The following is a 20193-nucleotide window of genomic DNA, read 5'->3' on the forward strand; positions in this document are numbered from 1 at the left end:
CCCCATGTCCCAGCCGATCCGCATCAAGGACCACGAAAAAGACGCCCGTCTGGTGCGTGGGCGCGTCGTGTTCGGGGCAATTGCGGTGGTAGCGCTGATTGGCGTACTGATCGCTCGCCTGTATTTCTTGCAAGTGATCCAGTACGAGTACCATTCGACCCTGTCGGAAAACAACCGCGTCCATGTGCAGCCGATTCCACCCACTCGCGGGCTGATTTTCGACCGCAATGGCGTTGTGATTGCCGACAACCGGCCCAGCTTCAGCCTGAGCATGACCCGCGAGCGCTCTGGCGATTGGCAGCAAGTACTCGACGTGATCGTCGAAGTGCTGGAACTGACACCCGAGGACCGGGTGATCTTTGAGAAGCGCATGCGTCAGGGGCGTCGGCCGTTCGAGCCGGTGCCGATCCTGTTTGAGCTGACTGAAGAGCAGATCGCGCGAATTGCCGTGAACCAGTTCAGGCTGCCGGGGGTGGAAGTGGTCGCGCAACTGGTTCGTCACTATCCCCAGGGCGCGCATTTTGCGCACTCGGTGGGCTACATGGGGCGGATCAACGAGAAAGAGCTCAAGTCTCTGGACCCGGTCAGTTATAGCGGCACCCATCAGATCGGCAAAACCGGCATCGAGCGCTTTTATGAGCCGGAGCTGCATGGTCAGGTGGGTTACGAGGAGGTCGAGACCAACGCTCGGGGCCGTGTATTGCGGGTGCTCAAGCGCACCGAACCGGTTTCCGGCAAAGACATCGTCCTGAGCCTGGACATCAAATTGCAGGAAGCCGCCGAAGCCGCGCTCGGCGGTCGTCGTGGTGCGGTGGTGGCCCTGAACCCGAAAACCGGCGAGGTGCTGGCGATGGTCAGTCAGCCGAGCTTCGATCCGAACCTGTTCGTCACCGGCATCAGCTCCAAGGCCTATTCCGAACTGCGCGACTCCATCGACCGGCCGCTGTTCAACCGCGTATTGCGCGGTCTGTACCCGCCGGGTTCGACCATCAAGCCTGCTGTGGCGATTGCCGGTCTGGATTCGGGCGTGGTGACGGCCTCGACCCGGGTGTTCGACCCCGGTTACTACATGCTGCCCAACTACGATCACAAGTACCGCAACTGGAACCGCACCGGTGATGGTTTTGTCGACCTCGACACGGCGATCATGCGTTCCAACGACACTTACTTCTATGACCTTGCCCACAAGCTGGGGATCGATCGGTTGTCGTCGTATCTGTCCAAGTTCGGTATCGGTCAGAAGGTTTCCCTGGACATGTTCGAGGAATCGCCGGGTCTGATGCCAACCCGCGAATGGAAGCGCGCGACCCGTCGCCAGGCATGGTTCCCGGGCGAAACGCTGATTCTCGGGATCGGTCAGGGCTACATGCAGTCGACCCCACTGCAACTGGCCCAGGCCACGGCGCTGGTGGCCAACAAAGGCATCTGGAACCGTCCTCACCTGGCCAAGACCATCGAAGGCGAGAAACCGGTGGATCAGAACCCGATGCCGGACATTATCCTGCGCGATCCGTCTGACTGGACCAAGGTCAACCACGGCATGCAGCAGGTGATGCACGGCGCCCGCGGTACCGCACGCAAGGCTTCGATCGGTGCGCAGTACCGTATCGCGGGCAAGAGTGGTACGGCCCAGGTGGTCGCGATCAAGCAGGGCGAGAAGTACGACCGCTCCAAGGTTCAGGAGCGCCACCGCGACCACGCCTTGTTCGTGGGCTTCGCCCCGGCGGACGATCCGCAGATTGTGGTGTCGGTGATGGTCGAGAACGGTGAGTCCGGCTCCGGCGTCGCCGCGCCAGTGGTGCGTCAGATCATGGACGCCTGGTTGCTCGACCAGAACGGGCACCTCAAAGCCGAATACGCCAGCCCTACTAGCGCGGAGGCCACGGCCCGTGATGAATAATTTTGATCGCATGCTCTCCAGTGAGGATGTGATGCGTCGCCGTGCGACGCTGCTACAACGCCTGCACATTGACGGCCCGCTGCTGATCCTGCTGCTGACCCTCGCCGCCGGCAGCCTGTTCGTGCTGTATTCGGCCAGCGGCAAGAGCTGGGATCTGCTGGGCAAGCAAGCCACTTCGTTTGGCATCGGCCTGGTGTCGATGATCGTCATCGCCCAGTTCGAGCCGCGATTCATGGCACGCTGGGTGCCACTGGGCTACGTGGTCGGGGTGATGCTGTTGCTGGTGGTGGACATCATGGGCCACAACGCCATGGGCGCTACCCGCTGGATCAATATTCCCGGGGTGATTCGCTTCCAGCCCTCGGAATTCATGAAGATCCTGATGCCGGCGACCATTGCCTGGTATTTGTCCAAACGCACATTGCCGCCCCAGCTCAAACATGTGGGCGTCAGCCTGATGCTGATCGGCGTGCCGTTCATTCTGATCGTGCGGCAACCGGACCTGGGCACTTCGCTGCTGATCCTGGCCGGCGGCGCATTCGTGCTGTTCATGGGTGGCCTGCGCTGGCGCTGGATCCTCAGCGTGCTGGCCGCCGCCGTTCCCGTGGCGATTGCCATGTGGTTCTTCATCATGCACGACTACCAGAAGCAGCGAATCCTGACGTTCCTCGACCCGGAGAGCGATCCGCTCGGTACCGGCTGGAACATCATCCAGTCCAAGGCCGCCATCGGCTCCGGTGGTGTGTTCGGCAAGGGCTGGTTGCTGGGTACCCAGTCGCACCTGGACTTCCTGCCGGAAAGCCATACCGACTTCATCATTGCGGTACTGGGTGAAGAGTTCGGCCTGGTGGGAATCTGCGCGCTGTTGCTGATCTACCTGCTGTTGATCGGCCGCGGCCTGGTGATTACCGCCCAAGCGCAGACATTGTTCGGCAAGTTGCTCGCGGGCAGCCTGACCATGACGTTTTTTGTTTATGTTTTCGTCAACATCGGTATGGTCAGTGGCCTGTTGCCGGTGGTGGGGGTGCCGTTGCCTTTCATTAGCTACGGAGGAACTTCGCTGGTGACGCTACTGTCAGCGTTTGGGGTTTTGATGTCGATCCATACCCATCGCAAGTGGATCGCGCAGGTTTGAATAAGGTGAAATTTTCAATGCAAGTAGTGCGTGGCTGGGCGACTCGATACGCGCCATGGGTCGGCCTGGTAAGCATCCTTGGCACCATGCAGGAAGCGTTGGCCGGCGACTACGAAGGCTCACCCCAGGTGGCCGAATTCGTCGGTGAAATGACCCGCGACTACGGTTTCGCCGGTGAACAATTGATGGGCGTGTTCCGCGAGGCCGAGCGCAAGCAGTCGATTCTGGACGCCATCTCGAAACCCGCCGAACGGGTTAAGCAGTGGAGCGAATATCGCCCGATGTTCATCACCGATGCGCGCATCGCCCGGGGTGTGGATTTCTGGCGTCAGCACGAAGCGGTGCTGGCCCGTGCCGAGCAGGAATACGGCGTGCCGGCCCAGGTGATTGTCTCGATCATCGGCGTTGAAACCTTTTTCGGCCGTAATACCGGAAATTTCCGGGTGATCGATGCCTTGTCGACCCTGGGTTTCGACTATCCTCCCCGTGCCGAGTTTTTCCGCAAGGAGTTGCGTGAGTTCCTGCTGCTGGCCCGTGAAGAGCAGGTCGATCCATTGACGCTCAAAGGCTCCTACGCCGGCGCAATGGGATTGCCGCAATTCATGCCGAGCAGTTTCCGCGCCTATGCGGTGGATTTCGACGGTGATGGCCATATCAACATCTGGACCAACCCGGACGATGCCATCGGCAGTGTCGCCAGTTACTTCAAGCGTCATGGCTGGGTTGCAGGCGAACCGGTGGTCAGCCGCGCCGATGTCCGTGGCGATCAGGTCGACGAAGGTCTGACCACAGGAATCGAACCGACGAAAACCGTCGGGGAGTTGCGAGCCCTGGGGTGGTCAAGTCATGATGCGCTGCGCGATGATATGCCGGTTACTGCGTTCCGCCTGGAAGGCGACAATGGCCCCGAGTACTGGATGGGCCTGAAGAATTTTTACGCGATCACGCGATATAACCGCAGCGTGATGTACGCCATGGCCGTACATCAACTGTCTGAACAGCTGGTCCAAGCACGGGGCGTCAAGTAATGCGGGCATTGCCTATCAATAAACCCCTGAAGCTGATGGCATTCGCCGTGCTGGCAGTGCTGGTCGCCAGTTGTTCGACCAGCCGCGCGCCAGCCCAGAAGACCAGCACCGCCGCCGTGCGCACGACGCCGGGGCTGGACATCAACCGCGCCCACAAGGATGGCGCGCCATGGTGGGATGTCGATGTTTCGCGCATCCCGGACGCCACGCCGACCCTGCATACCGGCCCGTACAAGGCCAACCCGTACACCGTGCTGGGCAAGACATACTTTCCGCTGCAAGAGTCCAAGACCTACGTGCAGTCGGGCACGGCGTCCTGGTACGGCACCAAGTTCCACGGTCAGAACACTGCCAACGGCGAAGTGTATGACCTGTACGGCATGAGTGCCGCGCACAAGACTTTGCCACTGCCAAGCTACGTCCGGGTGACCAACCTGGACAACAACAAGAGCGTGATTCTGCGAGTCAACGACCGCGGTCCGTTCTACTCGGACCGGATCATCGACTTGTCCTACGCTGCCGCCAAGAAGCTCGGTTACGCCGAAACCGGCACGGCGCGGGTCAAGGTCGAAGGTATCGACCCGCAGCAATGGTGGGCCGCCAAGGGCCGTCCGGCACCATTAATGCTCAACGAACCGAAAGTCGCGCAGAATAGCGCCCCGGTGATTACGGCTTCGGCCGGTACCGTTGAGCAATGGACACCGCCGCCGCAGCAACACGCCGCCGCGGTGGTGCCTGTGCAGCTTGATGCAAAAAAAAACGCTTCTGCATCAGCCTCTGGCCAGTATCTGCAGGTGGGCGCGTTCGCCAACCCGGACGCTGCAGAACTCCTGAGATCGAAGCTCAGCGGGATGGTGAGCGCTCCGGTGTTCATCAGCTCGATCGTGCGCAATCAGCAGACCCTGCATCGGGTTCGCCTGGGCCCGATCGGATCGCCGGGTGAAATCCAGCAGGTGCAGAATAGTGTCCGGCTGGCCAATCTCGGTTCGCCAAGCGTTGTGACTGAGTAATACGTAGGACTTGATTGACGGTTCATCTGCGGTTTTGGGGGGTGAACCAGGTTGTTGGCTCTTCGAAGAACAAAAGCCCGGCAAAGGGTGATTGGAGTGAGCAACTGAACACGCGATGACTCGTTAGAAAGTCATCTGATTAGTTTTGCCCTTGGGCAGTTTCCATTAGCGATTTCGAGAGACGGATGAACATCACCACCTTTGCCAAACGCCTGTTCCTGCTAGTCCCGCTGCTTCTCTCACCCGCCGCATTCGCGGTCGAGATGATGCCTTCGCCACCACAACTGGCCGCCAAGGCCTATGTGCTCATGGATGCCAGCAGCGGCAACGTGCTGGTCGAGAACAATGGTGACCAGCGTCTGCCACCGGCCAGCCTGACCAAGCTGATGACCGCGTACATCGCGACCCTGGAAATCCGTCGTGGCCAGATCGGCGAAAACGACCCGGTAACCGTCAGCGAAAACGCCTGGCGTACCGGCGGTTCGCGGATGTTCATCAAGGTCGGCTCTCAGGTCACCGTCAGCGACCTGCTGCACGGCATCATCATCCAGTCGGGCAACGACGCCAGTGTTGCGCTCTCCGAGCACATCGCCGGCAGCGAAGACGCGTTCGCCGACATGATGAACAAAACCGTTGGCGACCTGGGCATGACCAACAGCCACTTCATGAACCCGACCGGCCTGCCGAACCCGGAGCACTATTCGTCGGCTCACGACATGGCTGTGCTGGCTCGCGCGATCATCCACGAAGACCCGGCTCACTACGCGATCTACTCGCAGAAAGAGTTCTTCTGGAACGGCATCAAGCAGCCGAACCGCAACCTGCTGTTGTGGCGTGACAAGACCGTCGACGGTCTGAAAACCGGCCACACCGACGAAGCCGGCTACTGCATGGTGTCCTCGGCCGTACGTGATGGCATGCGCCTGATCGCCGTGGTCTTCGGCACCAATAGCGAAGTGGCCCGTGCCGCCGAAACCCAGAAGCTGCTGACCTACGGTTTCCGTTTCTTCGAAACCCAGACCTTCTACCAGAAGGGCACCGAGCTGGCTCAGGCTCCAGTCTGGAAAGGTTCCACCAACCAGGTCAAGGCTGGCCTGGCGCAAGACCTGACCATGACCCTGCCAAAAGGTCAGCTGAAAAAGCTCGCTGCCAGCATGACCATGAACCCGCAGCTGATCGCGCCAATCGCCAAAGGCGACGTGATCGGTAAAGTCGAAGTCAAACTGGACGACAAGGTGGTGCACAGCGCCGATCTGATCGCCCTGGATGGCGTCGAAGAGGGTGGTATCTTCCGCCGCATGTGGGATAGCATCCGTCTATTCTTCTACGGCTTGTTCAACTGATAGTGTGCACCTGCATGGCCCTGCGCTGATCCGGCGCGGGGCTTTGCCGTCGCCACGGCTTACGCTTACGAGGCCGTTACGCCATGACCGATACCGAAGTAAAGGCGCCAAAGATCGAGTTCCCTGCCAATGATTACCCGGTTAAGGTGATCAGCGACACCGGCGTGGGCAACAAGGACAGAATCATCGACATCGTCAGCAAGTACGCCAAGATCAATGATGAGCGTATTGACGAGCGCCAGAGCAGCAACGGCAAATACACCACGATTCAGTTGCACATCGTCGCGACGGACCAGGACCAGCTGTACAACATCAACAGCGAACTGCGGGCAACCGGTTTCGTGCACATGGTGTTGTGATGTCAGGCACGCTGGGCTTTCGTGAACTTGGCCAGATGGCTTACGAGCCGGTCTGGCACGCCATGCAACGCTTCACCAACGAACGCGGCAGCGATGCCGCCGACGAGATCTGGCTGGTGGAACACCCTGCGGTGTTCACACAGGGCCAGGCCGGCAAGGCCGAGCACCTGCTGCTTCCCGGTGATATCCCGGTGGTGCAGGTTGACCGTGGTGGTCAGGTGACCTACCACGGCCCCGGCCAGTTGGTGGCTTATCTGCTGCTGGACGTGCGCAAGCTCGGATTTGGCGTGCGCGATCTGGTCAGCCGGATGGAGCTCTGCCTGATCGACCTACTGGCCAGTTACGGTGTCACCGCCGTGGCCAAGCCCGATGCACCGGGTGTCTACGTCGACGGGGCGAAAATCGCCTCCCTGGGTCTACGGATCCGCCACGGCTGTTCCTTTCATGGCCTGGCCTTGAACGTGGACATGAACCTGGAACCGTTTCGACGGATTAATCCCTGCGGCTATGCCGGGCTGGCGATGACCCAGCTGAGCGATCACGCAGGATCGATTGAATTTGCCGAGGTAAGTGCCCGGCTGCGCGCGCAGCTCGTCAAACACCTCGACTATGCTGAGCAGACGACCCTGACGGGCGGAATCGACTGATATGACTACTGATGCAGTGCAAACCATGATCCCGACGCTCGATGTCTCCGAGCGCCCGGCCCCGCGTCCCAAGGTTGAAGCGGGCGTCAAGCTGCGCGGCGCCGAAAAGGTTGCACGCATCCCGGTAAAGATCATTCCCACCACCGAACTGCCGAAGAAACCAGACTGGATTCGTGTACGCATCCCGGTTTCGCCGGAAGTCGACCGCATCAAGGCCCTGCTGCGCAAACACAAGCTGCACAGTGTGTGCGAAGAGGCGTCCTGCCCGAACCTGGGCGAGTGCTTCTCCGGTGGCACCGCGACTTTCATGATCATGGGTGACATCTGCACCCGTCGCTGCCCGTTCTGCGATGTTGGCCACGGTCGTCCGAAGCCACTGGACGTCAACGAGCCGGAAAGCCTGGCCATTGCCATTGCCGACCTGCGCCTGAAGTACGTGGTGATCACCTCGGTGGACCGCGACGACCTGCGTGACGGCGGTGCCCAGCACTTTGCCGACTGCATCCGTGAAATCCGCAAACTGTCGCCGAACGTGCAGCTCGAGACCCTGGTCCCGGACTACCGTGGTCGCATGGACATCGCACTGGAAATCACCGCTGCCGAGCCGCCGGATGTATTCAACCACAACCTGGAAACCGTGCCGCGCCTGTACAAGGCTGCGCGTCCGGGTTCGGACTACCAGTGGTCGCTGACCCTGCTGCAACGCTTCAAGCAGATGATGCCGCACATTCCGACCAAGTCCGGCCTGATGCTGGGCCTGGGCGAGACCGACGAAGAAGTCATCGAAGTCATGAAGCGCATGCGCGAGCACGACATCGACATGCTGACCCTGGGCCAGTACCTGCAGCCGTCCCGCAGCCACTTGCCGGTGCAGCGCTTCGTGCACCCGGACACCTTCGCCTGGTTCGCCGAGGAAGGCTACAAGATGGGCTTCAAGAACGTTGCCTCGGGTCCGCTGGTACGCTCCTCGTATCACGCTGACGAACAGGCCAAGCTGGTCAAGGCCGAGCTGATGTCGTCCTGATCGACGCAATGAAATGAAAAGCGCCCGCACGGCATCCAGCCTCGCGGGCGTTTTTTTGCCTGGCCTACGGCAATGGCTGTTTTTTCCTGCAACCTGCGGGGCAACGGTTCCTCTTCTGTTTGTCCCCGTTCCTGACTACTGTGTGCTGAAGATTTCACGCAGGGAGATTCACGGATGACCGCTCGACCGACCCACACCCTTTGCCCTCATGCTCCCGTCCCGGCACTGCCGTCGGAAGGCATGATCGGCGTTATCGCACCCGCCGGTCCCGCGCCGCTGGACACCGACAAGGCGGTGCAATGGATGCGTGCCCGGGGTTATTCACTGAAATTGTTTCCCGGGGTCTACGAAAAAAACGGCTACCTGGCCGGGAGCGACGAAGTGCGACTGGGCGACCTGCATGCAGCGTTCGCCGACAGCGAGGTGGATGCCATCATCTGCCTGCGCGGTGGTTACGGCACGCCGCGGCTGCTCGATCGTATCGATTTTGATTTGCTGCGTGACAACGCCAAGCCGTTCGTCGGCTACAGCGACATCACCGCTTTGCATTTGGCGATCAGTCGTTATGCCGGCTTCGTGACCTTTCATGGTCCGTTGCTCAATGCCGATCTGCTGGGGGGCAAGCAAATACCTACCGAGTCTTCGTTCTTCAACATGCTGCGCGGGCAGGTGAGGGCGGGCGCGGTGCTGGCTCATCCAGTGGCTTACCCGCTGACCACGATCGAGCCGGGCGTGGCTCATGGGCGCTTGCTCGGAGGCAATCTGGCCATGATCGCCGCGACCATGGGCACGCCCTACGAGATTGATGCCGAGGGCGTCATTCTGTTGATCGAGGACATCAACGAGCCGCTGTATCGCATCGACCGGTTGCTGACCCAACTGCGGCTGGCTGGCACCTTGCACAAGCTGCGCGGCGTGTTGGTCGGGGACGTGGCGGGGGTTGAGGTGGCAGCGCTGGACAGGTTGCTCAAGCAGACCTTCGAGCCATTGAAAATTCCTGTGCTGTCCGGGTGGCGCAGTGGGCATTGCGACCCGAACCTGACGCTGCCCATGGGCGCATTGGTCAGGCTGGATGCCGGGAACAAGGAATTGGTGCTGGAGCAGGATGTGGTGATCAAGCGGTAGATATTCGTTGCCTGGTACTCAGTCTTCGTCGGAACGCCGCCCGGAGCAAGCCCGCTCCCACATTGGATCTGTGAATGCCACAAAATCAATGTGGGAGCGGGCTTGCTCGCGAAAGCGGTTCCAGGCATACGACAAACTATCGGTTACGCAATCCTTCCAGCAACTTGTGCGTCGGATACCCGTCCGCCGGCCAGCCAAACGACTGCTGGGCACTGCGGATCGCCTTGCGGGTATTGGCGCCGATGATCCCGTCGGCGGTACCGGCGTCATAGTTTTGCGCGCTCAGCAGGTTCTGCAGCTCGATCCGCTCGGTGCGGCTCAGAGGCAGGTCATCCTTTGGCCAGGTGCCGCTGATCAGGCCTGCGCCATTGAAGCGTTCCGACAGCAGGCTAACCCCCAAGGCGTAGGACGACGAATTGTTGTACTTGAGGATCGCACGGAAGTTATCGAGCACCAGGAAGGCCGGGCCACGGTAGCCAGCCGGCAGCAACAGGGCCGCGGACAACTGCTCGGAGCCTGCCGGGACCTGGCCGCCGTTGGGCAGCGTAACGCCCAGTTGGCGCCACTCGGCGACACTCTTGCGAATCGTGCCATCGGCCAGCACGTAGTTGAAGCCGCCCGGCAGCTGGACTTCAAAGCCCCACGGCTGACCTCTCTGCCAGCCGGAGCTTTGCAGGTAATGCGCGGTCGAGGCCAGGGCGTCAGCCGAGCTGCCCCAGATATCGCGACGGCCGTCGCCGTCGAAATCGACGGCGTGGGTGTTGTAGGTGGTCGGGATGAACTGGGTCTGGCCCATGGCGCCGGCCCAGGATCCGAGCATCTTCTCGGGTTCGATGTCGCCTTGTTGCAGAATTTGCAGGGCCGCGATCAACTGCGCGTGGGCGAAGCCGGGGCGGCGGCCTTCATAGGCCAGGGTCGCCAGTGAGTTGATCACCGACTTGCTGCCCTGGAACTGCCCAAAGTTGCTTTCCATGCCCCACACCGCCACCAGCGCCTGGCGATCGACGCCGTAGCGCTGCTCGATGCCTTGCAAGATGTCGGCGTATTGGTCGATCAGCGACTGGCCTTTGCGTACCCGCAGCGGCGACAAGGCGCCGTCCAGGTATTCCCACACCGGTTTTGCGAATTCCGGTTGGCTGCGATCGGCACGAATCACACTGGGATCGAAGCTGACATTGGCGAAAGCGCGATCAAACAGATCGGCGCGGATACCGGCGGCCAGGGCATCCTTGCGGAAACCCGCCTGCCATTCGGCGAAAGTCTGGGTCGGCTGGATGTCGAGGTTCTCACCGGTCGGAACCACTGGCGGAACAACCGCCGGGGCGGTGGCGACAGGAAGCGTCTGAAGCGGCTGAGCGTCGGCTGCAGTCGGTTTTTCCGCACAGGCGACAAGCAAAACTAGGCTGGAGGCAGCGATCAATTGGCGCAGGTGCCAACGACGGGAAAGACAAAAGGGCATGCACGGGTCCAGGGAATACGAATCAGGTACAGACCTTAACATGTCGAAGGGGTGTTCTGCTTTACGCAGCCAGAAAGTAAGAAGCCTCCCAGTTGTCAGACTGGAAGGCTTCGCGGCGGTAACTGCCTTTGCCCTTGGCCGGGCGTTCCTTGCGGCTGCGGAACAATGGCTGGGCGATGATGGATTTGGCCTTGTTGGGCCCATGCGCTGATGGCTTTTTGCTCATGATGATGCCTCGCAAGTGAGTGTTTTTTGCGGGGCAAATAATCGGCCGAAGTTCGGGATCTGTCTAGTCCCTACATTGTGTAGGACCTTTCATTGATCTTGATAGCGATGTGGTTTATGTGGCGAGGGGGCTATTCAGCGGGCAATGTCAGACGCTGCCCGGCCATCAACAACGTCAACCGGCTCAAACTCATCCACGGCGAACCGGCCGCCTGGCCTTTGATCTGGGCATCAATGCGTTGCGCTTCGAGCAGCAGTTGCGCCCAGCGTTGGGCCGAGTAGCGTTGCAGGGCCTTGCTCACCAACGGTTTACGTTTGTCCCAGACTGGCGGTTTGGCCTGGCTGAAGGCCTTGTCCAGGGGGGTGCCCTGGCTGTATTGCAGGGAAATATTGGCCAGCAGGCGCAACTCCCGGGCCAGGGCCCAAAGAATCACCGGCGGCTCGACGCCTTCACCGCGCAACCCTTCGAGCATGCGCAAGGCGTGGGCGGCTTCGCCATTGAGCACCGCATCGGTCAGGCCAAAGACATCGAAGCGCGCACTGTCTGCCACCGCAGCCTGCACGGTTTCAACGGTGATCTGACCGCCTTCGGCCATCAGCTTGAGCTTTTCGATTTCCTGGGCGGCGGCCAGCAAGTTGCCCTCGACCCGTGCCGCGATCAGCTCAACGGCGTCCTGGCTGGCGGAAAGCCCGGCCTGGGACAAACGTTGGCGGATCCAGCTTGGCAACTGGGCGACATCGACCGGCCAAATCTGCACGAACTGGGTCTGCGGCCCTTCGACCAGCGCTTTGCCCCACTTGGTTTTCTGCGCGCTGCCATCGAGCTTCGGCAAGCTGATCAGCAGCACGGTGTCCTCGGCCGGGCGCGAGCAGTACTCAATCAGCGCGGCAGCGCCCTTGTCGCCGGGTTTGCCGGAAGGCAGGCGCAGCTCCAGCAGGCGCTTTTCGGCGAACAGCGACATGCTGGCACCGGCTTGCAACAGAGTCCCCCAGTCGAAACTGGCGTCGGCGGCAAATACCTGGCGTTCATCGAATCCCTGCTGACGGGCGGCAGCGCGAACAGCGTCGGCCGCCTCCTGGCACAACAACGGGTCATCGCCGCTGATGATATAGACCGGCGCAAGGGCGCCTTGCAGGTGTTTGGCGAGTTGGGCGGGAGCGAGCTTCATAATAGAGGGCGAACGGGGCGCCTGGGCGCCCCGTAAGTCTTACTGCTGCGGCAGTTCGACAGGCGACTGACGCGGGGTTTGCGCCTCAGCCTTCTTTGCCGCTTCCAGTGCAGCGGCGTCAGCCTTGGCCCTGGCTTCGGCAGTCTGCTGCAACTGATCCAGTTGGCCTGGGGTCAGTTGTTCCAGGCGCAGCATCATGCGCTGGACCATCTCCCGACGGCCTTCTGTCCGGGCCGTTGCGGCTTCCTGGTCAGAGCCCACCAGGTTGTTGCCGTCGTGCATATAGATCTTCTGCACTTCAAGCTTGTCACTCAACAGGGGCAGATCGCCGCGACCGCGGATGTCGTAGCTCAGCACGGTGGTGACCTGGTACTCGCCAGCACGACCGGCGCCTGCGTAGCTGATGATACGCTGGCTTTCCTGCTCATTGGTCAGCACCAGTTTGTACGGAGCGCCGGTATAGACCTTGACGCCGCTGCCCTCCAGTGCCTGGCGCAACTGGGTAACGGTTGGGCCATAAGCGTTACGGGCGCTCAGGTCGAGCTCCTTGATCGCCAGTACATTGGTGCCGGTGCCGCGCAGCTGGAAACCGCAGGCGCTCAGCAGAACCGCGAGGCCCATCACCAGCAGATTGCGTTTGATCATCTTGTTGCTCCCCTTGAAACCATGTGGGCCGATCAGGCGGCCCGAAAGGTTTTACTCGGCGCCAGGCTCACCTGGCGCCTGATCCAATTAGCTGGCGACGATATTGACCAGTTTCCCGGGCACTACGATCACTTTACGAATGGTCAGACCGTCGACGAAGCGCAACACGTTCTCGTTGGCACGGGCGGCGGCTTCGACTTCTTCACGGCTGGCACTGGCCGGCATTTCGATGTGGCCACGCAGCTTGCCGTTGACCTGAATCACCAGTTGCAGGCTGTCCTGTACCAACGCGCTGTCATCCACCACCGGCCAGCCGGCGTCGATCACAGGTTCAGCGTGCCCCAGTTGATTCCACAGCTCGTGGCTGATGTGCGGCGTGATCGGAGCCAGCAGCAGTGTCACGGTTTCCAGGCCTTCGTGAATCAGGGCTCGATCCTGGTCGGTGCCTTGCGCGGCTTTTTCCAGTACGTTCATCAGCGTCATCACCTGAGCGATGGCGGTGTTGAACTTGTGGTTCTGGCCAACATCCTGGCTGGCTTGCTTGATGGCCAGGTGGATCGAGCGACGAACGGCTTTCTGCTCGTCATTCAGGCTGGCGACGTCCAGTTTGCCCGGCAGGCCCTGAGTGACGTGGGCTTGAGCCAGGCGCCAGACGCGCTTGAGGAAACGGTGCGAACCCTCTACGCCGGAGTCGGACCATTCCGCGCTCATGTCAGGTGGCGAAGCGAACATCATGAACAGGCGGCAGGTGTCTGCGCCGAACTGGTCGATCATCGACTGTGGGTCGACGCCGTTGTTCTTCGACTTGGCCATCTTCTCGGTGCCGCCGATTTCCACCGGCAGGCCGTCGGATTTCAACTTGGCGCTGATAACCTTGGCTTTGCTGTCACGCTCAAGCTCGACGTCCGCCGGGTTGAACCAGGTGTAAGCGCCATTGGCTTCGCGGCGATAGTAAGTCTCGGCGATCACCATGCCCTGGGTCAGCAGGTTCTTGAACGGCTCGTTGGAGCTCACCAGGCCTTCGTCGCGCATCAGCTTGTGGAAGAAGCGCGCGTAGAGCAGGTGAAGAATCGCGTGTTCGATCCCGCCGATGTATTGATCCACCGGCAGCCAGTGGTCGGCGGCCGATTTTTCCACCAGGCCGCCTTCAAAGTGCGGCGAGGCATAGCGGGCGTAGTACCACGAGGACTCGACGAAGGTGTCCATGGTGTCGGTTTCACGCTTGGCAGGCTGGCCGCATTTAGGGCAGCTGCACTCGTAGAACTCGGGCATGCGCGCCAGTGGCGAACCGGCGCCGTCGGGTACGACGTCTTCCGGCAGCACGACAGGCAGTTGATCTTCCGGTACCGGCACGTCACCGCAAGTGTTGCAGTGGATGATCGGGATCGGGCAGCCCCAGTAACGCTGGCGGCTGATGCCCCAGTCGCGCAGGCGGAACTGGGTACGCGAGGCGCCCAGCTCTTTCTTGATCAGCGCGACTTCGATGGCGTCGAAGGCGCCTGCGAAGTCGAGGCCGTCGAACTCGCCGGAATTGATCAGCGTGCCGTGCTCGCCGTAGGCGTCTTGCCATGGCGCCGGGTTGCTGTCACCGGAACTGGTCTGCACCACGGATTTGACCGGCAGGTTGTACTTGTGGGCGAATTCGAAATCGCGCTCATCGTGGGCCGGAACCGCCATCACCGCGCCGTCGCCGTAGTGCATCAGCACATAGTTGGCGACCCAGACCGGCAGTTTTTCCCCGGTCAGCGGATGTTCGACGAACAGGCCGGTCGGCAGGCCTTTTTTCTCCTGGGTGGCGACGTCGGCTTCGGCCACGCTGCCGCCCTTGCATTCAGCGATGAACGCTTGCAGCTCTGGATTGTTCTGTGCGGCCAGGGTAGCCAGGTGGTGTTCGGCGGCCACGGCGACGTAGGTCGCGCCCATCAGGGTGTCCGGACGGGTGGTGAAGACCTTCAGCGCGCCGGTTTCGCCGATGGAATCGACGTTGTACGGGAACTGCACTTCCATGCCGCGGGATTTGCCGATCCAGTTGCGCTGCATGGTCTTGACCTGTTCAGGCCAGCCAGTCAGCTCGTCGAGGCTCTCCAGCAACTCATCCGCGTAGGCGGTGATCTTGAAGTAGTACATCGGGATTTCGCGCTTTTCGATCAGCGCGCCGGAACGCCAGCCGCGACCGTCGATCACCTGTTCGTTGGCCAGGACGGTCTGGTCGACCGGGTCCCAGTTCACGGTGCCGCTTTTCTTGTAGATCACGCCTTTTTCGAACAGGCGGGTGAACAGCCACTGTTCCCAGCGGTAGTAATCGGGCTTGCAGGTGGTCACTTCGCGCGACCAGTCCACCGCAAGGCCCAGGCTACGCAACTGGGACTTCATATAGGCGATGTTTTCGTAGGTCCACTTGGCGGGCGCTACGTTGTTCTTCATCGCGGCGTTTTCCGCCGGCATGCCGAAGGCGTCCCAACCCATGGGTTGCAGAACGTTCTTGCCCTGCATGCGCTGATAGCGGGAGATCACGTCGCCGATGGTGTAGTTGCGCACGTGCCCCATGTGTAGCTTGCCGCTGGGGTAAGGGAACATCGACAGGCAGTAGTAAGTCTCCTTGCCTGGCTGTTCACTGACTTCAAAGGACTTTTGCTCGTCCCAGAACGACTGGGCGGCGGCTTCGATTTCACGGGGCTGATATTGTTCGTGCATGGCTACTTTTGAACTGAATAGGGGTGGCCTAATCCTCTTCAATGCAACGCTGGACGCTGATCACGCCGCATTGGCGTTTTCGATGTCCAGCCGAGCTGGAAGTGGAGTTACAGGAAGCGCCGTAGCATACATGACCGCGCTCTACCGAGGGAAACCCTGATTGCTGCCGCGCGTCTCGCGAAAACCGCCGCGAGGGCCGTTGGTCGCGGCGCTCAGCCGGTTTGTTCATGGAGGCTAAGCTCTAACTGGGGAGTTGGTCTTATCTTCCAATGAGGTGAGGGATGGTTGAGTCACAGCAAAAAGCTACGAAACCGGAGCTGTACGAAAGACTGATCGATCGTTTGGCCCTGGCCCTGGAAGCGGCAAGAACTGCTGGCCGGTTGCGTGACGTACGCCCTCTGGAGCTGGAACTGCGTGGCCTCAGCCCCGCAGAGTTTGCACTGGTCAAGGCGTATCTGGATCGCAGTGAGCGTGAGACGCACGGATGCTTGTCAGAGGCGGTAAAGCAACTCGACGCACCACGTTCGGCCAAGATCATCTGGCTCAAGGACAAGGTTCCCGGCAGAGACGCGGTAAAGGTCCGGTCTTTGCAGTTCAAGTAAGACGCAGAGCCATGCTCCATGGTTTTTTTGAAGCATAGTCCTCCTGTATTGATTGTCGCATCGCGCCAACCCACTTAGGCTTCGGGCATCTCCAGGAGATGCTCGATGCCTTTTCGTTATTTTTTAAAACAACTTCTTTTGCCCCCCGGCATTCTATTGCTGCTGCTTTTACTTGCCTGGTGGTTGCGCCGCTCAAGGCCAAGGCTCGCCGGTGTGTGCTTTGCGCTGGGGTTGGGTGGCCTTTGGCTGATGAGCCTGCCGGTGGTGGTGCAGTGGAGTGCCGGCCTGCTCGAGCGTGAGCCACCGCTGGCTCGCGGCGAATGGGCGGTGCTGGGGCAGCGCGCGGACGCCATCGTTGTCCTTGGTTCCGGGCGCGAGCGCGGTGACGCGGCCTGGGGCGCCGACCAGCCCACGGGTGTCGGCCTGGAACGCCAGCGGTTTGCCGCGCGGCTGGCCAAGGCTTCCGGCCTGCCGGTACTGACCAGCGGCGGCTTGCATTACGGCACCCCGCCAAGCGAAGCGCAGATGATGGCTGACTCCTTGCGCGACGATTTTGGCGTGACCGTGCGCTGGCAGGAAGGACGCAGTCGCACGACCTGGGAAAATGCCCGGTTCAGCGCCGAGGTATTGCTGCCACAGGGCATCAAGCGCGTGGTGCTCGTGACTCATGCCGGGCATATGCCGCGAGCGGTCTGGAGTTTCCGCAAGGCCGGGTTTGAGGTGGTGCCGGCGCCGGTAGGGTTTCTGGGCGGCGACAATGCGCGGCCACTGGGTGGCTGGATGCCGGAGTACAAGGCGATCTGGCAGAACGGGCAATTGATGAACGAGGCGGTGGGGCAGGTCGGTTATTCGTTGTTTTACCGGTAAAGATCAAAAGATCGCAGCCTGCGGCAGCTCCTACATCTATGGTTACCCCCTTTTCTGCAATACTGTTTTTGATGCGTGTTTGGCTTGCTTTCATCTATCCGGCGTCTGAGTGGGGTTGTGAGCCCCGCGCCTCGATGAGAATCGATGCCCGACGATCCTAATTAGTTTGACGGCCTTGCAGCCGTGTAGGAGCTCAGGGTTGTCGTCAGGCCGGTTGGCCGTTCACGTCATCTGTTATCCAGCATCGCAAAACCAGGTGGGTGGTGCTCGGGTGACAGCAGGGTCAGGCGTTCATTGCGTTTGGCCCTGCATCGAATTCAGTGTGGTGTGCCGCAATCGCCCAGGCGATCCTTGCGAACTTGTTGGCCAACGCGCAGACCACGAGATTGGAGTGATGGTGGGACGCCAATAGCCGGCGGACCCAGTCCGCCAAAGCGCCTTTCTGTCGCTCCAGGTGTATCAAATAAACACGGGCACACTGGATGAGCAGGCGTCGCTGGTTTCGATCACCCCGCTTGCTGATGCCCAGCAGAACGTTCTTGCCGCCCGTGGAGTGCTGTTTGGGCACCAACCCGATCGAGGCCGCATAACCCCGGCCGCATTTGAACTGTTTGCCATCGCCCAACTCGGCAGCCAGGACGGTGGAGGTGATCGGGCCGACACATGGCATGGTCATCAAACGCATCGACAGATCATCTTCAGCGGCTTGGCACTCCACGTTCTTGTTGAGCACCTGGACCTGCCCATCCAGATAATTGAAGTGCCCATGCAGCAACATCAGATTTTTCTTGATGCGTTCAGAAAATGAACTTGCCTCAAGCAACGCTGGAAGTTCTTTGATGGCCTTGAAGCCCGCGGCCAGGCTGACGCCCACCTCCAGCAGGGCTGCGTGAATCCGATTGACGGTCGCCGTGCGGTCTTTAATAAACGACTCACGTATTGAGTTAGACATGGCCAGCGCCTGCTGGGTCTGGTTTTTTGGCGGTACAAAACGCATCGTGGGCCGGGTCGCCGCCTCACAGATCGCCTCGGCATCGGCGAAGTCGTTTTTGTTGCTTTTCACGTAAGGCCGCACGAGATGCGGAGCAATGAGCTTGGGTGTGTGCCCCAACCCGGCGACTTCCTGCGCCATGAAGTGGGCGCCGCCGCAGGCCTCCATCACGACGGTGCAGGGTTCCAGGTTGGCCAGGTACCGTATGAGCGTCACTCGATTGAATTTTTTGCGCTGAATCTCGTGGCCGCGATCATCTTGCGCATGCAGGTGAAAAGAGTGTTTTCCCAGGTCGATGGCGGCGATAGCTACTTTGTTCATGGCAACGGTCTCCGATGAGCCCCCGGTGAAAGCTTAGTGGGCGATCACAGGGGGCGGCGGGGGTAGCCATTTCATTAGTTGGAATGCAATCCCCTGTAGGAGCTGCCGCAGGCTGCGATCTTTTCTAGACAGTCTTGGCCATCCGGCTCGCAATCAGCGCCCAGCCAAACAACAACACGCAGAGAATGAGCAATGGCCACGAGCGCCATTCCAGGTACGGCGTGAGGTTGTGCATCGGCACCACTTCGCCATACAGGATGCCGCGTTCGAACTGCGGGATCTGATCGGTAATCTGACCGAACGGGTTGATCAGGCCGGATACGCCGTTGTTGGTGGCGCGGATCATCCAGCGGCCGGCCTCCAGCGCACGCATCTGCGCCATCTGCAGGTGTTGCAGCGGACCGATGGAGGTGCCGAACCAGGTGTCGTTGCTGATGGTCAGCAACAGGTCACTGCGGGCGGCAAGGCTCGCGGCGAATTCCGGGTAAACCACTTCATAACAGATGTATGGCGCGATCTGATAACCCTTGGCTTGCAGCAGCGGCTGGTCAGCCGGGCCGCGAGCGAAGTCCGACATTGGCAGGTCGAAGAAGGCGATCAGCCCGCGCAGCACATCCTGCAGCGGAACATATTCCCCAAACGGCACCAGTTTTTGCTTGAGGTAAGTGCCGTCGCCTTCGCCGACAACGGTGATGCCATTGAAGAAGCGCTTCTCGTGGTGGACCTCCATGCGGACCGGGACGCCGGTAATCAGCGCCGATTTACGCTCGGCCGCGAAGCTGCCCATCATGTTCAGGTAACCCTCGGCGGACTCCTTGAGCACCGGGATTGCCGTTTCCGGCCAGATGAGAAGATCGGCGCGCCTGGAGCTGAAACTCATGTCGCGGTACAGCGCCAGTTGCGCGTTGAGCTGCGCCGGATCCCACTTCATGCTTTGTTCGATGTTGCCCTGAATGGCGGCGACGCTCAGTGGCGGGCCCGACGGGCTGGTCCAGGCGTGGTGCTTGAGCGCCATGCCGAGCAGCCATGGACCGAACAGCAGCAATGCACCGGCAGCGATGAAGCCTTTGCGCCCCGTGCGAACCAGGCGCAAGCCGTTGTAGATCAACGCTGCTGTCAGGGCCAGGGTGAAGGAAATCAGCCACATTCCGCCGATAGGCGCGAGCCCGGCCAGGGGGCCGTCGAGCTGACTGTACCCGGAATACAGCCACGGGAAGCCTGTCAGGAACCAGCCGCGGAAGGCTTCCTGGCCGACCCACAGCGCTGCGAAAGCCAGGGCGTCGGCCAGCGGCGCTTCATTTCGGCGCAGCCAACGCGCCCAGATCCAGGCGGGCAGGGCAAAGAACCAGGCAATCGCCGCCGTGAAGAGCAGCATCAGGAAACCGGCCAGCAATACCGAGGCGCCGCCGAAGTGGTGAATGCTGTAGTAGATCCAGCTGGTGCCGGCACCGAACAGGCCGAAACCGAAACACCAGCCGCGACCCAGTGCCTGACGTGGGCTCAGCTCGCGCAGGCCGGCATAGAACAGGCCGACGGCGAGCAGTGCCAGTGGCCAGATATCGAACGGCGCCAGGGCCAGTGTGGTGATTGCACCGGCCGCCACGGCCAGCAGGTTACCGGGCCAGCCGGGGCGGGTTGTCCAGCGCATT

At 60.9% G+C, this 20193-nt stretch carries 18 protein-coding genes; 11 read left to right on the forward strand and 7 right to left on the reverse strand.

Going from position 1 to position 20193, the window contains the following annotated elements:
* Positions 1-4 precede the first annotated feature (4 nt).
* From mrdA to ACM6IT_RS21900, 9 genes are all read left to right on the forward strand, one after another.
* The gene (gene mrdA, locus ACM6IT_RS21860) at positions 5-1900 is read left to right on the forward strand and encodes a penicillin-binding protein 2 (protein WP_056728865.1); all 1896 of its coding nucleotides are present in this window, start codon (positions 5-7) and stop codon (positions 1898-1900) included.
* Between the two features lie 31 nt (positions 1901-1931).
* Positions 1932-3035: a rod shape-determining protein RodA gene (gene rodA / locus ACM6IT_RS21865; RefSeq protein ID WP_056728863.1), complete on the forward strand. Its 1104-nt coding sequence runs from the start codon at positions 1932-1934 to the stop codon at positions 3033-3035.
* 17 nt (positions 3036-3052) lie between these two features.
* Positions 3053-4063: a lytic murein transglycosylase B gene (gene mltB, locus ACM6IT_RS21870; protein ID WP_414918660.1), complete on the forward strand. Its 1011-nt coding sequence runs from the start codon at positions 3053-3055 to the stop codon at positions 4061-4063.
* Complete coding sequence (locus tag ACM6IT_RS21875; protein ID WP_414918661.1) at positions 4063-5073, forward strand: septal ring lytic transglycosylase RlpA family protein; 1011 nt, start codon at positions 4063-4065, stop codon at positions 5071-5073. Before mltB ends, ACM6IT_RS21875 begins: the two co-directional genes overlap by 1 nt.
* Positions 5074-5258: 185 nt before the next feature.
* Positions 5259-6416 (forward strand): D-alanyl-D-alanine carboxypeptidase family protein, encoded by a 1158-nt coding sequence (locus ACM6IT_RS21880; protein WP_056728857.1) that lies wholly within the window; start codon positions 5259-5261, stop codon positions 6414-6416.
* An 83-nt stretch (positions 6417-6499) separates the two neighbouring features.
* Positions 6500-6775, forward strand: coding sequence for a DUF493 domain-containing protein (locus ACM6IT_RS21885; RefSeq protein WP_056728855.1), 276 nt, complete (start codon positions 6500-6502; stop codon positions 6773-6775).
* Positions 6775-7422, forward strand: coding sequence for a lipoyl(octanoyl) transferase LipB (gene lipB, locus ACM6IT_RS21890; RefSeq protein WP_414918662.1), 648 nt, complete (start codon positions 6775-6777; stop codon positions 7420-7422). Before ACM6IT_RS21885 ends, lipB begins: the two co-directional genes overlap by 1 nt.
* A 25-nt stretch (positions 7423-7447) precedes the next feature.
* Complete coding sequence (lipA, locus tag ACM6IT_RS21895) at positions 7448-8446, forward strand: lipoyl synthase (RefSeq protein WP_162130451.1); 999 nt, start codon at positions 7448-7450, stop codon at positions 8444-8446.
* A 174-nt stretch (positions 8447-8620) separates the two neighbouring features.
* Complete coding sequence (locus ACM6IT_RS21900) at positions 8621-9571, forward strand: S66 peptidase family protein (RefSeq protein WP_414918663.1); 951 nt, start codon at positions 8621-8623, stop codon at positions 9569-9571.
* A gap of 136 nt (positions 9572-9707) precedes the next feature.
* Here ACM6IT_RS21900 and ACM6IT_RS21905 read toward each other — a convergent pair whose 3' ends face one another.
* From ACM6IT_RS21905 to leuS, 5 genes are all read right to left on the reverse strand, one after another.
* Positions 9708-11030: a lytic murein transglycosylase gene (locus tag ACM6IT_RS21905; protein WP_056728849.1), complete on the reverse strand. Its 1323-nt coding sequence runs from the start codon at positions 11028-11030 to the stop codon at positions 9708-9710.
* A 61-nt stretch (positions 11031-11091) separates the two neighbouring features.
* Positions 11092-11256 carry an alternative ribosome rescue factor ArfA gene (gene arfA / locus ACM6IT_RS21910; RefSeq protein WP_056728848.1) on the reverse strand — a complete coding sequence of 55 codons (165 nt, stop codon included), beginning with the start codon at positions 11254-11256 and terminating at the stop codon, positions 11092-11094.
* Positions 11257-11386: 130 nt separating this feature from the next.
* A complete protein-coding gene (holA, locus tag ACM6IT_RS21915) occupies positions 11387-12424 on the reverse strand; it encodes a DNA polymerase III subunit delta (RefSeq protein ID WP_223542018.1) in 1038 nt (345 codons plus the stop codon).
* Between the two features lie 39 nt (positions 12425-12463).
* The gene (gene lptE / locus ACM6IT_RS21920; protein ID WP_056728844.1) at positions 12464-13069 is read right to left on the reverse strand and encodes an LPS assembly lipoprotein LptE; all 606 of its coding nucleotides are present in this window, start codon (positions 13067-13069) and stop codon (positions 12464-12466) included.
* A gap of 87 nt (positions 13070-13156) precedes the next feature.
* Positions 13157-15763, reverse strand: a complete 2607-nt coding sequence (gene leuS / locus ACM6IT_RS21925; RefSeq protein WP_056728842.1) for a leucine--tRNA ligase — start codon at positions 15761-15763, stop codon at positions 13157-13159.
* 281 nt (positions 15764-16044) lie between these two features.
* On the opposite strand from leuS, the gene ACM6IT_RS21930 reads away from it, so the two are divergent.
* Both ACM6IT_RS21930 and ACM6IT_RS21935 read left to right on the forward strand, forming a co-directional pair.
* Positions 16045-16365, forward strand: coding sequence for a hypothetical protein (locus tag ACM6IT_RS21930; protein WP_008052397.1), 321 nt, complete (start codon positions 16045-16047; stop codon positions 16363-16365).
* A 105-nt stretch (positions 16366-16470) separates the two neighbouring features.
* Entirely contained in the window at positions 16471-17232 is a 762-nt protein-coding gene (locus ACM6IT_RS21935; RefSeq protein ID WP_056728841.1) for a YdcF family protein, read from the forward strand.
* Between the two features lie 283 nt (positions 17233-17515).
* Here the strand turns inward: ACM6IT_RS21935 and ACM6IT_RS21940 are convergent, their stop codons facing one another.
* Positions 17516-18544, reverse strand: coding sequence for an IS110 family transposase (locus tag ACM6IT_RS21940; RefSeq protein ID WP_414918664.1), 1029 nt, complete (start codon positions 18542-18544; stop codon positions 17516-17518).
* 124 nt (positions 18545-18668) lie between these two features.
* The gene (lnt, locus tag ACM6IT_RS21945) at positions 18669-20192 is read right to left on the reverse strand and encodes an apolipoprotein N-acyltransferase (protein WP_414918665.1); all 1524 of its coding nucleotides are present in this window, start codon (positions 20190-20192) and stop codon (positions 18669-18671) included.
* Position 20193 lies beyond the last annotated feature (1 nt).

The organism is Pseudomonas sp. IT-P4 (genome assembly GCF_949767755.1).
Taxonomy (GTDB): domain Bacteria; phylum Pseudomonadota; class Gammaproteobacteria; order Pseudomonadales; family Pseudomonadaceae; genus Aquipseudomonas; species Aquipseudomonas monachiensis.

What these genes read in the sequence shown, in the direction of transcription:
- ACM6IT_RS21905 (WP_056728849.1), bottom strand. Translation starts at nt 11,030, where the DNA reads ATGCCCTTTTGTCTTTCCCGTCGTTGGCACCTGCGCCAATTGATCGCT.
- ACM6IT_RS21930 (WP_008052397.1), top strand. Translation starts at nt 16,045, where the DNA reads ATGGTTGAGTCACAGCAAAAAGCTACGAAACCGGAGCTGTACGAAAGA.
- lptE (WP_056728844.1), bottom strand. Translation starts at nt 13,069, where the DNA reads ATGATCAAACGCAATCTGCTGGTGATGGGCCTCGCGGTTCTGCTGAGC.
- ACM6IT_RS21875 (WP_414918661.1), top strand. Translation starts at nt 4,063, where the DNA reads ATGCGGGCATTGCCTATCAATAAACCCCTGAAGCTGATGGCATTCGCC.
- ACM6IT_RS21880 (WP_056728857.1), top strand. Translation starts at nt 5,259, where the DNA reads ATGAACATCACCACCTTTGCCAAACGCCTGTTCCTGCTAGTCCCGCTG.
- arfA (WP_056728848.1), bottom strand. Translation starts at nt 11,256, where the DNA reads ATGAGCAAAAAGCCATCAGCGCATGGGCCCAACAAGGCCAAATCCATC.
- lipB (WP_414918662.1), top strand. Translation starts at nt 6,775, where the DNA reads ATGTCAGGCACGCTGGGCTTTCGTGAACTTGGCCAGATGGCTTACGAG.
- lnt (WP_414918665.1), bottom strand. Translation starts at nt 20,192, where the DNA reads ATGCGCTGGACAACCCGCCCCGGCTGGCCCGGTAACCTGCTGGCCGTG.
- holA (WP_223542018.1), bottom strand. Translation starts at nt 12,424, where the DNA reads ATGAAGCTCGCTCCCGCCCAACTCGCCAAACACCTGCAAGGCGCCCTT.
- ACM6IT_RS21900 (WP_414918663.1), top strand. Translation starts at nt 8,621, where the DNA reads ATGACCGCTCGACCGACCCACACCCTTTGCCCTCATGCTCCCGTCCCG.
- ACM6IT_RS21935 (WP_056728841.1), top strand. Translation starts at nt 16,471, where the DNA reads ATGCCTTTTCGTTATTTTTTAAAACAACTTCTTTTGCCCCCCGGCATT.
- ACM6IT_RS21885 (WP_056728855.1), top strand. Translation starts at nt 6,500, where the DNA reads ATGACCGATACCGAAGTAAAGGCGCCAAAGATCGAGTTCCCTGCCAAT.
- mltB (WP_414918660.1), top strand. Translation starts at nt 3,053, where the DNA reads ATGCAAGTAGTGCGTGGCTGGGCGACTCGATACGCGCCATGGGTCGGC.
- ACM6IT_RS21940 (WP_414918664.1), bottom strand. Translation starts at nt 18,544, where the DNA reads ATGAACAAAGTAGCTATCGCCGCCATCGACCTGGGAAAACACTCTTTT.
- mrdA (WP_056728865.1), top strand. Translation starts at nt 5, where the DNA reads ATGTCCCAGCCGATCCGCATCAAGGACCACGAAAAAGACGCCCGTCTG.
- leuS (WP_056728842.1), bottom strand. Translation starts at nt 15,763, where the DNA reads ATGCACGAACAATATCAGCCCCGTGAAATCGAAGCCGCCGCCCAGTCG.
- lipA (WP_162130451.1), top strand. Translation starts at nt 7,448, where the DNA reads ATGATCCCGACGCTCGATGTCTCCGAGCGCCCGGCCCCGCGTCCCAAG.
- rodA (WP_056728863.1), top strand. Translation starts at nt 1,932, where the DNA reads ATGCGTCGCCGTGCGACGCTGCTACAACGCCTGCACATTGACGGCCCG.